The sequence below is a fragment of the Polaribacter aquimarinus genome (genome assembly GCF_003129485.1).
Taxonomy (GTDB): domain Bacteria; phylum Bacteroidota; class Bacteroidia; order Flavobacteriales; family Flavobacteriaceae; genus Polaribacter; species Polaribacter aquimarinus.
The window spans coordinates 297346-310153 of the sequence record NZ_QFFG01000005.1 but is presented as its reverse complement, the minus strand read 5'-3'; the positions used below and the strand labels follow the sequence as shown (position 1 = coordinate 310153).

At 32.5% G+C, this 12808-nt stretch carries 11 protein-coding genes and 1 tRNA gene; 2 read left to right on the top strand and 10 right to left on the bottom strand.

Translation table 11 applies throughout. The annotated features are described in order from the left end of the window. Positions 1-4734: T9SS type A sorting domain-containing protein (locus DIS07_RS12430; RefSeq protein WP_146190734.1), on the top strand; the 4734-nt coding region annotated here is incomplete at its 5' end. Positions 4735-4790: 56 nt separating this feature from the next. Here DIS07_RS12430 and DIS07_RS12425 read toward each other — a convergent pair. From DIS07_RS12425 to DIS07_RS12405, 5 genes are all read right to left on the bottom strand, one after another. Beyond that, a tRNA-Arg gene (locus tag DIS07_RS12425) sits at positions 4791-4864 on the bottom strand. A gap of 11 nt (positions 4865-4875) precedes the next feature. Continuing rightward, the gene (locus DIS07_RS12420) at positions 4876-5328 is read right to left on the bottom strand and encodes a GatB/YqeY domain-containing protein (RefSeq protein WP_109405575.1); all 453 of its coding nucleotides are present in this window, start codon (positions 5326-5328) and stop codon (positions 4876-4878) included. Between the two features lie 20 nt (positions 5329-5348). Further along, on the bottom strand, positions 5349-5798 hold the full coding sequence (locus tag DIS07_RS12415) for a retropepsin-like aspartic protease (protein ID WP_109405574.1): 450 nt from the start codon (positions 5796-5798) through the stop codon (positions 5349-5351). Between the two features lie 50 nt (positions 5799-5848). After that, positions 5849-6643: an alpha/beta hydrolase gene (locus DIS07_RS12410; protein ID WP_235869139.1), complete on the bottom strand. Its 795-nt coding sequence runs from the start codon at positions 6641-6643 to the stop codon at positions 5849-5851. Next, on the bottom strand, positions 6640-7509 hold the full coding sequence (locus DIS07_RS12405; RefSeq protein WP_109405573.1) for an alpha/beta hydrolase: 870 nt from the start codon (positions 7507-7509) through the stop codon (positions 6640-6642). Before DIS07_RS12405 ends, DIS07_RS12410 begins: the two co-directional genes overlap by 4 nt. A 125-nt stretch (positions 7510-7634) precedes the next feature. Between DIS07_RS12405 and DIS07_RS12400 the strand changes: the two genes are divergently transcribed. Further along, complete coding sequence (locus DIS07_RS12400; protein ID WP_109405572.1) at positions 7635-8096, top strand: Na(+)-translocating NADH-quinone reductase subunit F; 462 nt, start codon at positions 7635-7637, stop codon at positions 8094-8096. A gap of 49 nt (positions 8097-8145) precedes the next feature. Here the strand turns inward: DIS07_RS12400 and nqrF are convergent, their stop codons facing one another. The 5 genes from nqrF to DIS07_RS12375 are packed head-to-tail and all read right to left on the bottom strand — an operon-like array spanning position 8146 to position 12807. Then, the gene (gene nqrF / locus DIS07_RS12395; RefSeq protein ID WP_109405571.1) at positions 8146-9453 is read right to left on the bottom strand and encodes an NADH:ubiquinone reductase (Na(+)-transporting) subunit F; all 1308 of its coding nucleotides are present in this window, start codon (positions 9451-9453) and stop codon (positions 8146-8148) included. Positions 9454-9459: 6 nt separating this feature from the next. Further along, a complete protein-coding gene (gene nqrE, locus DIS07_RS12390) occupies positions 9460-10182 on the bottom strand; it encodes an NADH:ubiquinone reductase (Na(+)-transporting) subunit E (RefSeq protein ID WP_109405570.1) in 723 nt (240 codons plus the stop codon). Positions 10183-10207: 25 nt separating this feature from the next. Next, positions 10208-10855 carry an NADH:ubiquinone reductase (Na(+)-transporting) subunit D gene (locus tag DIS07_RS12385; protein WP_109405569.1) on the bottom strand — a complete coding sequence of 216 codons (648 nt, stop codon included), beginning with the start codon at positions 10853-10855 and terminating at the stop codon, positions 10208-10210. 3 nt (positions 10856-10858) lie between these two features. Beyond that, entirely contained in the window at positions 10859-11605 is a 747-nt protein-coding gene (locus DIS07_RS12380) for a Na(+)-translocating NADH-quinone reductase subunit C (protein WP_109405568.1), read from the bottom strand. Positions 11606-11607: 2 nt separating this feature from the next. Beyond that, a complete protein-coding gene (locus tag DIS07_RS12375; protein ID WP_109405567.1) occupies positions 11608-12807 on the bottom strand; it encodes an NADH:ubiquinone reductase (Na(+)-transporting) subunit B in 1200 nt (399 codons plus the stop codon). Between the last annotated feature and the right edge of the window lies 1 nt (position 12808).

The following is a 12808-nucleotide window of genomic DNA, read 5'->3' as shown; positions in this document are numbered from 1 at the left end:
ATAACGTTTAGTCCAGGACTCATATTTTGTGATGCAGATGGTGATGGAATTCCAAATTCATTAGATTTAGATTCAGATAACGATGGTATTCCAGATGTAATCGAATCCGGAGGTACAGATGCTAATAGAGATGGTAGAGCAGATGGTAGCGTTGGTACTTCTGGGAATACAGAAGGTGTACCAAGTTCTGCAGGTGCAGGAAATACACCAACAGCAACTGCAGATGGAGACACTCTACCTGATTATTTAGATATCGATGCAGATAACGATGGTATTCCAGATAATATAGAAGGACAAACAACAAACGGTTATGTGGCACCAAGTGGCGTAGGTACTGGTATTACAGATGTTAATAATAATGGTGTAGACGACAATTACGAAGTTGGAGGTAATATTGGTTTAGATCCAACAAATACAGATAATATAGATAATCCAGATTATCAGGATACAGATGCAGATAATGACGGTATTTTAGACGTAAATGAGAATGGAGATGGAGATACATTCTCTGCAACTGATACTGATGGTGATGGCTTGGTAGATGTTTTTGATGACAATGATGATTCTGGTATCTCAGGTTCTACCGTAAATGATGGTGTTACTCCAACTACTACAATTACAGATACAACATCAATCGTAAACTCTTTTGGAGATACAGATGGTGATATTGGTTCAGGTGGAAACGTAGATTACAGAGATACTCCTGGGTTAGATTCTGATAATGATGGTATTGCTGATGTAGATGATTTAGATGATGACAATGATGGTATTTTAGATACTGAAGAGGGGTATACAGCAGAAAGCACTAACTGTACAACAATCAACGCGCCTGTTGATGGAGTAGGTGGTAACAGTGTACAATCAGGACAAGCAGTAGCTCCATTTCCTGAAATCAATGACGGTGTTGTGACAGCTGATGAAGGTTTAGCAATGAATAGAACAACTCATTATGCAGTGATTGATTTAGGTAGTGTAAGAGAATCAATGAGTACAATTCGTTTCGATTGGTGGCAAAATGGTTCTGCAAATGTCAACCAACATACCATAACACAAGTTGCAACAAGCACAACTAATACACCTGGCACAAATCCTTTACAGGTAAATTACCAAGGTTTGGGTACTAGTGGATTTTTTATTTACACATTAAATGCATCTACACAGTATCTATTAATAGATATGACAATAAGAAATTCAAGTAGAATTGAAATAACAGAGGTTACAGTTGAATCAAATTGTGTAACTACTCCTGAAACAACTACAGATTCAGATGGAGATGGTATACCAAATCATTTAGATTTAGATTCAGATAATGATGGTATTCCAGATGTAATCGAATCTGGAGGTACAGATGCAGACAGAGATGGAAGAGCAGATGGTACAGTTGGTACAGGAGTTAATGATAATGGAGTTCCAAGTTCTGCGGGTACTGGAAATACACCAACAAGTTCAGATATAGATACATTGCCAGATTATTTAGATATCGATGCTGATAATGATGGAATTCCAGATAATATAGAAGGGCAACCAACCACTGGTTATATAGCCCCTTCTGGAGTTGGTACAGGAATTACAGATGCCAATAATAATGGTGTAGATGATAATTACGAAACAGGAGGTTTTGTTGGATTAAATCCAGAAAACACAGATGGTACAGACAATCCAGATTATATAGATTCAGATTCAGATAATGACGGTTTAACAGATTTACAAGAAAACAATGATGACGATACTTTAACTGGAGGAGATTCTGATGGGGATGGTTTATATGATATTTTTGACGATAATGACGATTCTGGTATTTCAGGCTCAACTGTAAATGATAATCACAATCCACCAGCGGCAGGTAATTTAGGTGATGGAGATAATGATGCAACGAGTCCTTTTGGAGATTTAGATTATAGAGATACAGTAGGTTCTCAAGGAACTCCTATGATAACTCAAGTATATCAAGTTGGTAATGAAAGATGGATAGAAATTACCAATGTGAGTACTGTCAATTCTATTGATGGTAATTTAATTAAAATACAATTATATAAAAACAAAACAGGAGATCAAACAGGAGTTATACCAGATGTAGCATACACAGTACCAACATCATTAGCTCCAGGGAAATCTATTTTATTTAAAAATGCAAGTAATGTTATTGCTAATTTAGGTGCAGACGCAAGTATTGTAGATAATGATTTGCTAACAGATATAGAGGGAGGAGATGACATTATTACTTTATCACTAACTATTTTTGGTACCTCTTGGGCAGATAGGTATGATGCTATCACATCAGTTGGTAATAGAACATCTTATGTAAGAATAGATGAAACACTTACTACAAATGCAAATTACACTCCAGCAGAATGGGTGGTTTTTGTAGATGACGCATTAAATCCATATAGATTATTAGGTGCTGGAGGTGCAGAAAGACATCCACATGACCCTTTAATTTCTGAGATTGTCAATTCGAATACAGATGCCAATACCCTGTTAGGTTTGCATAGAATTAACATTACCACCAGAACAGGTGCTGCATGGTCTAATGGGTATCCAGATCGTTCTCGTTTTGTGGTAATCGATGAAGATTACAATCATACTTCAAATAAATTAAGTGCTCGAAAGTTAACTGTAAACGCTTCTCGTAAATTAGGAATTACAGATAATTTATTAGTAGTTACCAATGATGTAGTTTTAAATGGTGATATTCGTTTAATGAATTCATCAGGAGCTTCTGCAAATAGCGAAGCTCAATTTATTCAAACTCATACTTCTGCAAGTTTGGTTAATGGTTCTGGAAGATTATTAGTAGATCAAAACTCTACCGTTCCTAGCAAGTTTAGATATAACTATGTCGGTTCACCAGTAAAAAACACTTCAGGAGCTACAAATTATACAGTTGCTAGCGTTTTAAAGGATGGTACTAATCCTACTAATTTTGATGGAGTTATTAATGCTTCAACTGCTACAGGTATTGCTAAAGACATAACTTTTATTGGTGGTTTCGACGGCAATTTTATCAATAGCCCAAATGTACCTATACAATTAGCAGATTATTGGATGTACACCTATGCTGCTAATGGAGGAACAAGAGCTAGTTGGGTTCAAAAAAGAAGCAATACACCTATCCCTAATACAGACGGTTTTATCTTTAAAGGTCCTGGAAGACCACAAAATTACACTTTTATGGGGATTCCTAAAGATGGAACTTTAACCACTACAGTTGGTGGAGATGAATCGTATTTAGTTGCTAACCCTTATGCCTCGTCAATCAGTGTAAAAGAATTTATAGAAGACAACACTAACTCTATTACCGGTACTCTCTACTTTTGGGAACACGCTAGTGAAAGTAATACTGACACCTCTATACAGGGTCATACATTTGCAGGATATATTGGTGGATATGCTACAAGAACCATTGCAACGGGTGTAACAGCTAAAAATGCTACAAGTGGGTCAATAAACACAGATTTACAAGCAGAAAGTGCTACTTATAGTGGGACTACAGAAAATATTACTGATGGACAATCAGTAAATGGAGGGCAAGCTCAATCTACAGCAGACATTATTTTACTTGATTCTGCTACAGATTCTATCATCTTTAAAAATATACCTAAAGGAATAGATACTTTAAGAATAAGATATAAAACCAGTGATGGAAAACTTATTCGAATTAAAGAGAATAATGAATTTAAATTAGATTTTCAACTTCCGGCTACAGCAGATACATTAAATATTGCAGAAATCCCGCTTTGTATTGTTACTGGAAGTAATATTACTTTATCATCCACTAATAACGATCCAATTCGAATAGATTATTTAAATCTTACTGACGATGGTGAGGTTTCTTGTGCTCCAAATCTTGGTGGAGAAGGAATTACATACACCGAACCTAAAGCTTATATTCCGATAGGACAAGGATTTTTTGTTTCTGGTGATGCTGATGGAGGTACCATTACCTTTAACAATAGTCAAAGAGAGTTCAAACTTGAAGGTACAGATGCTGTTTTCTTACGTTCTAGAGCAAAGTCTAATGCTAATAGCATAACAAATCTACCTGTAATTAAGTTAGGAATGGACTTTAAAGATACATCAGATGGTAATGAGTATCATAGGCAAATTGCAATTTCATTCAGTCAATTTACCTCATTTGCTTACGATAAAGGATATGATGCACAAATCTACGATATTGGAAGCACAGATTTTTATTGGAAGTTCCCAGGAGATGAAGATAAATATGTCATTGCTGGTGTTAATGCAATTTCTTCTAACTTAGAAGTTCCTTTAGAAGTAGTTATAAACTATTCTGGTGATATCGAAATTAAAGTAGATGAAATGAAAAATGTAACTGATAATGTTTACATTATAGATAAACTCACAGGAGATTCTTATGATGTGATTAATGGCAAAGCTAAAATTACATTAGAAAATGGGACCTATTCAGAAAGGTTTGTATTGGCGTTTAAACCAACAAGTTCACTATATGTTACAGAATCTACAGTAAATGCATTCACAAACATATATATAGACAATAAGAACGATTTTGTGAATATTAAGAAAAATCAAAAAGTAGAAATTAATAAAGTAAAACTAATAAACCTTTTAGGAAAAACAGTTTCTGTTTGGAATATCAAAGAACAAAAAGAAAACTTTGAACTGAAAATTAAAAGAAGCTTACCAGCTGGTGTTTATATTGTTAAATTAAATTCTGATAAAGGAGATATTAATAAAAAAGTAATCATAGAATAACTACATTAATATAAGAAATAAAAAAGCGACCAACCGGTCGCTTTTTTATTTCTTTGTGACTCCAGCAGGATTCAAACCTGCAACCCTCAGAGCCGAAATCTGATATTCTATTCAGTTGAACTATGGAGCCTTTATTGATGTTTAACTCATTAAATGTTTTTTAACAAATTGCGAAATGATTTTACCATCTGCTTGTCCTGCTAATTCTTTAGACACAATTCCCATAACCTTCCCCATATCTTTCATTCCAGATGCTCCAATTCCTTCTATTGTAGAAATAACGACACCTTCAATTTCTTCTTCAGATAAAGCTTCTGGTAAAAACTGTTCTAAAACAGCAATTTCTGCCAATTCAGGATTAGCTAAATCTTCTCTTCCTTGTTTTAGAAAAACATCTGCACTATCCTTTCTTTGTTTTACTTGCTTCTGAATGATTTTCATCTCTTGGTCTTCTGTTAAATCATCTCCAGCACCAGTCTCAGTTTTTGCTAATAAAAATGCAGATTTCACTGCTCTTAAAGCTTGTAAAGCAACAGTGTCTTTTGCTTTCATCGCTTCTTTCATTTTCTCCATTACTTGTTTTTGCAAACTCATTCTTTTCTATTTTAAATTAATTATTTATTTGTCTTTTTTAAATACAATACGTTTTTATTGTAGTCTATAAATGCTTTTCCTTTTTGTAAAATATCTGCACCAATTATTCCATGAACTTTGTTGGCATGATGTTGTTCTAATGCTGTGTTTACATGCGATAAATTAAAAAGTACCAAATGGCATTTCTTAGTTTTCCATTCACCGATTTTTAAAAAATTGTTTTCTGATTGTTGTGTTTCCATATCTGTAGCTCCTGCCCCCGCTGCTTTAGTTTCACTTTCTTGAGCATCTAAATTAAAACGATCAATCAAATCCAAACCTACGCAAGAGTTTGAAGCACCAGTATCTAAAATAAAACTGCCCTTAACTCCGTTAATTTTAGCTTTTAATTCTAAATGATTGGTAGCAATTTTCTGTAGCTTAATTTTGATATACTTGTTCTTTTTTAAAATCTTTTCTAATCGCTTCATCTTCTTTTAATCTGAATATCAAAAATACGATTTAAAATAGCAAGAGTAAACTATCGTTCTAAAATTTCTTTAAGTTTTTGTTTATATTTCTTAAATGTTCTTACATTATGATGTGTACCTCCATCAATAGCTATAAATTGATTTTTTTTGTTTTTATTTCTTTTTAATAGTTTTTCAGACTGTTGAAAAGAAGTTGTTTTATCTTCATTTCCATGAAAAATAGTAATGGGTATAGTTACATAAGAAATATCCAAATCTGATCTAAATTTATATCTCAACAAAAATGTTGGTGCTAATTTAGAATAGCATTGCAATGCTTTTTTTAGATTAAAAAAAGGTGCTTCTAAAATGAGTTCTTTAGGTTTATTTTTAGCTGCTATTTTGATTGCAAAAGTTCCTCCTAAAGAGAAACCGTAAACCACAATTTTATCTTCATTGTATGACTTTTTTAGGTGATCGTAAACAGAAAGTGCATCATTATACATTGCTTCTTCATCAAAATCCCCTGTGCTTTTTCCGTAATTACGGTAATCAAAAACTAAGACTTCGTAATTGTATTTTAAAAAGTATGAAACTCTGTTTCCCCATCGTGTTAAGTTTCCTTTATTTCCATGACAAAACAAAACAACTCCTTTTGGATTGGGTAATTTAAAATGCAATGCATTGATTTCATTGTCTCCATCCCTTTTCACAAAAACTTCTTCAAATTGATTCGAAAATTTGTATTGATAATTTCTGTCTAATTTTTTCCAATTGATAAAAATGAATTTCTCTTGAAAAAAGTAGAAAAACACCATTCCAATAATCAATATAAAACTGATGGAAGCAATAATTTTTTTAATCACTTTTTCTTTCCTTTTTTAGTTCTTATAAAATCGATACTTGTTTTTTCTCTATCAATTTGATGTTCTTCTGTAGAAGTTAAAATTTCTCGTAAAGTTTTGTGATAGCTTTCAAAATTATGCAAATCTTTATGTCCGCCACCAATTATTGGAAATAATTTTGTTTGATCAGGTTTCATTTTAGACAACCTAAGACTAGACGCAAATTTTATTACTTTATCATTCGTTCCGTGAATAATTTTTATTGGGCATTTTACATACTTAATCCATTTATAAGTTGGCATCGAATAACGCATTACCAAACCTAAAGGTATAAAAGGTAAATAACGTTTTGCATTTTTTTTCATACTAAAATATGGACAAGCTAAAACTAACATTTTTGGGTTGTTCATAGAAGCAACTTTGGTTGCTAAACCAGTACCTAAAGAACGTCCGTAAACAATTATATTTTCTTCTTTAACCACTTCTTTCAACTTATCATAGACATATAAAGCATCTTGCTTCATGCTTTCTTGACTCATTTTACCAGTACTTTTTCCAAATCCACGATAATCAATCATGATAACATCGTAATTGTGTAAAGTAAAATCTACTGCAAATTTCCCCCATCCTTTAATGCTTTTTGTGTTGCCCTTTAAATAGTATACTAAACCTTTAGAATTTTTAGCTTTGAAATGCAATCCATTGATTATAACTCCATCTTTAATTTCTAAATTATATTCTTTTACTTCTTGATTTTCATACTGAAATTGAAAATCTTTTGGCAGTTTTTCTGGGTGGAATAAAAATCGTTCTTGAAAAAAATATAGAAACAAACTAACAGTTGCAACAACGCAAATAAATATGATGAGGTAATTAGTCCAGTTCATTTATTGATTTTAATTTTACTAAACTACTGAAATTTAAGGAATAAAAAAATCAACTTTAACATTCTAAAAATTGACTTCAATTTAATTATTTCCTATTTTTAAGTGTTGAAGAAAATTATGATGATATGAAAACTACAAAACGATTAGAAGAAGCTTTGTTAAAACTATACAATGCTTATCATAATAACAGATTGAATCCTGAAGATTGTGCCGCTTGTGCTGTGGGTAATATTCTAGATAATCATGACAGCTGGAAACATTTATCTAATGAACACGGTTCTTTAGAGTTGAATTATGTTGGGAGGGTTCATCAAAACTTAGAGAGAAAATTCAACGGATATTCACCTTTAGAAATCTTAAAAATAGAAAAAGTCTTTTTAGAAGCCTGTGGTTTTAAAACACCTTTATGTCATTATAATCCTAAACCTATAAATCCTACTTCAAAAGACAATTTATTTAACGGGCTTTCTGCTGTGGTAGATTTATTGTGTCAATTAGACAACATCGATAATATAATGGATTATTCTAAACTTTTTGAGCATGAAAATGGCGAACCTGTTTATCATTTAGAAACATTTTTAGCATAAAAAAACCGATTCATTTCTGAATCGGTTTTTTAAGCTTTCTTACTGAAGTCTAGCCTCCAAAATCATCAAATCGAATGTTTTCATCTGGAATTCCAAAATCTTCTCCCATTTTTTGAACCGCTTTGTTCATTAATGGTGGACCACAGAAATATAATTCGATATCTTCTGGAGCATCATGATGATTTAAATAGTTCTCTATTACACAATTGTGAATAAAACCAACAAAACCATCTCCTTCTGAATCAATATCTTTTTTAACCTTCCAATTATCTTCTTCCATTGGTTCGGATAAGGCTAGGTAAAACTTAAAGTTAGGAAAATCTTTTTCTAATTTGTAGAAGTGATCTAAATAGAATAACTCTCTTTTAGAACGTCCTCCATACCAATAAGTTACTTTTCTACCTGTCTTTAAGGTTCTGAATAAGTGATATAAGTGAGAACGCATTGGAGCCATACCTGCACCACCACCTACATATAACATTTCAGCTTCAGATTCGTTAATAAAGAACTCACCATAAGGACCAGAAATTACACATTTATCTCCTTTTTTCAAGTTGAAAATATAAGATGATGCAACACCTGGATTCACATCCATCCAACCATTTTTAGCTCTATCCCATGGTGGAGTAGCAATACGTACGTTTAGCATAATTTCTCTACCTTCTGCTGGATAAGAAGCCATAGAATAGGCACGTTCTACTAGTTCATCATTTTTCATTACTAATGGCCAAAGACCAAATTTATCCCATTCTGCTTGAAATTTATCAGGCGTTTCATGCTCTTCTGGATGTGCAGTAATATCAATGTCTTTATAATTTACAGTACAAGGAGGAATTTCAATTTGAATATATCCACCTGCTTTATAGCCCATATCTTCAGGAATTTCTACAACGAATTCTTTGATAAATGAAGCTACATTATAATTTCTAACAACAGTTGCGTCCCATTTTTTAATTCCAAAAACCTCTTCTGGAATTGTAATGTTCATATCTTGTTTTACTTTTACTTGACACGCCAAACGTGCACCAGCTTTTAATTCTTTCTTTGTAAAGTGTGGTACTTCAGTTGGTAATGCTTCTCCTCCACCTTCTAAAACGTGACATTCACATTGAATACAAGAACCTCCACCACCACAAGCTGATGGTAAAAATATTTTTTCGTTTCCTAAAGTGGTTAATAATGTACTACCAGAACCTACTTCAATTTCTTTTTCTCCGTTAATGGTAATCTTAACTGGACCAGATGGAGATAATTTTTGTTTTACAAATAATAATAAAGCTACTAATAACAGTGTTAATAATAAAAAAGCTGCTACAGTTGCGATAATAGTACCTGTTGTACCTGCTGCTAATATCATTCTTGTTTAGTTTATAGTTGTGTTTTCAGCTACAATTTCTTTAGCCTCTTTTTTAACTTCTTCTTTCTCTACTTGTGCTTCAACCTTTGGTTTTTCTTCTTTCTTCTCATCACCTCCAGTTAACATTCCACCAAAACTCATAAATCCAATTGCCATTAATCCTGTGATGATGAATGTAATTCCTAATCCTCTTAATGCTGGAGGAACAGAAGAATATCTAATTTTTTCACGAATGGCAGCAATTGCTAAAATAGCTAAGAACCATCCAATTCCTGAACCAACTCCGTAAGTTACAGACAAACCAAATGTTGCAATTTCACGAGATTGCATAAATAAACTTCCTCCTAAAATGGCACAGTTTACAGCAATTAATGGTAAGAAAATACCTAACGAATTGTATAAAGAAGGTGAGAATTTCTCTACGATTATCTCTACCAATTGAACCATGGTTGCAATGGTTGCAATAAACATGATAAATGATAAGAAACTTAAATCGTATTCTGCATATTCTGGACCTAACCAAACTAATGCCCCTTCTTTTAAAATATATTGATCTAACAACCAGTTTAAAGGTACAGTAACTGCTAATACAAAAATTACAGCAGCCCCTAAACCTACAGCAGTAGATACTTTTTTAGATACAGCAAGGTAAGAACACATCCCTAAAAAGGTTGCGAATACCATGTTGTCTATAAATATCGATTTGAAAAATAATTCTATATGTTCCATATTGTATATTTTTTTACACTACTGTCTAGTGCTCTTCAATTAATGATTTGTTCTTAGTTCTCTGAATCCAAATAATGATACCTACCACAATTAATGCCATTGGTGATAATAGCATAAAACCGTTATTTTCGTATCCAATTGCATATAAACCAGTTTTTTCAATCGGATCTCCTAAAACTTTAAATCCTAATAAAGTACCAGAACCTAAAAGCTCTCTAAAGAAACCTACAGCAACTAAAATTAACCCGTAACCCACAGCATTCCCAATTCCGTCTAAGAAAGACCTCCAAGGACCATTACCTAAAGCAAAGGCTTCAAAACGTCCCATAATAATACAGTTAGTAATAATTAGCCCAACAAAAACCGAAAGTGTTTTACTTAACTCGTAAGCAAATGCTTTTAAAACTAAATCAACAATAATTACTAAAGTTGCAACTACAATTAACTGAACAATAATTCTAATTTTCGATGGTATAATATTTCTCATTAAAGAGATTACTACGTTACCCAACCCTAAAACGAACATTACAGAAATTGCCATTACAATAGAAGCTTTTAATTCTGCAGTAATTGCTAATGCAGAACAAATACCTAATACTTGAATTGTAATTGGGTTATTATCTAATAATGGATCTTTAATTAATGCTGCGTCTTTTTTTGATAAAAGTCCCATAAATTATTTTTTTAATGATTTAAAATAAGGTGCATACAATGCTAAATCAGATTTGATCATGGCGGTAACTCCATCACCAGTAATTGTTGCACCAGCAATTGCGTCTACTTCATAATCTGTTTTATCCTCGTTTTTTGGATCGTTATTTCCTTTCTTAACAGTAATTCCTTTAAAGTTTCCACTTTTAGACATTAAGTGTTCTCCAGTAAAATCATCCATAAAGAAACGTTGTTTGATGTTGGCTCCTAAACCAGGAGTTTCTCCTTTATGATCAAAATATGCTCCTTGAACAATCATATTTTCATCCATGGCTACATATCCCCAAATGGCATCCCAAAGACCTTTTCCTCTAATTGGTGCTACATAAAATGTTTTACCATCTTTTTCTCCAATAAATAAAGGTAATCTTCTTTGATTTCCTGCTTTTGCAGAAGCTTGCTCTTTTTTTACATCAATTAAATAAGCTTTGTCATTTTCAGAAATTTTATCACCTTGAATAACAATTTGCTTTTTAATATATTTTGCAAATTCTGTTCCAGCAACATCCGTAGAAACAAAGTTTGCACTTGAATCATCATTTTCATTTACACCCATTGCATATAGGATGTTTTGCTGCTTTTCTATTCTTTTATTTTCATCAATATTTGGTTTTAAAGACGATGCCAAAAACGCTAATATCGATCCTACAACAACTACCATAACTATGGTAAATATTATTGTATATACATTACTATCTGTTCTCTTACTCATAATTAGGCAGTTTTAACTTTAGTACGTTTTAATCTCTTTTTTACATTTCCTTGAACTACATAATGATCTATAGTTGGAGCAAAAACATTCATTAATAAGATTGCTAAGAATACTCCTTCTGGATATGCAGGGTTGAAAACACGAATCATGATTGAAATAAATCCAATTAAGAAACCATAAATCCATTTTCCTTTATTTGTTTGTGATGCCGTTACAGGATCAGTTGCCATATAAACAGCACCAAATGCTAAACCACCAATCATTAAGTGTTCCCACCAAACTGTGTTCATTAATCCATAAAACTTGCTTGATTCTGTAATAATATCTGTGGCAACAACTTGGTTAAAGATGAATCCCATTACAGCAGCTCCTATGAAAGTTGAAACAATAATTCTCCAACTTCCAATTTTTGTAAAAATCAGAAAAGCTGCGCCTAATAAGATTAAGAAAGTTGATGTTTCTCCAACTGACCCTGGAATGAATCCCATAAATTTATCAAATGTAGTATATACAACTTCTTGGTTTTGCGCGTAACTACCTAAAATAGTTTCTCCAGAAATTGCATCAGCAGTTCCTGTTCTATTTACAGCATCATAAACCCAAACTTTATCTCCAGACATCCAAGTTGGATAAGCAAAGAATAAAAATGCTCTAATAGTTAAGGCAGGATTTAAAATATTCATTCCTGTTCCTCCAAATACTTCTTTACCAATTACAACACCAAAGATTACTGCTACTGCTAACATCCATAATGGTGTGTCTACAGGAACAATTAATGGTACTAACATACCTGTTACTAAGTATCCTTCTTCTACTTCGTGACCTTTGATAACTGCAAAAATAAATTCTACACCAAGACCAACTGCATAAGAAACAATTACTAATGGTAATACTTTTATAATACCAATCCAAAGATTGTCCCAAGTAAAAAAGTTTGCTAACACATCTGCTCTTAAAGAAGTATCAATAGCAGCGTAATGTTGATAACCAGCATTAAACATCCCGAAGATTAACACCGGAATTAAAGCCATAATTACTGTATTCATCGTACGCTTTAAATCATCTGCTACTTTAATATGAGTTCCTCCGTGAGTCACTTCATTTGGTAAATATAAAAAGGTATGGATTGCATTAAATGCAGGTGCCATTTTAGTACCTTTATATTTCTCTTTTAAATTATGTAAATTTTGTTTTAAGCCCATA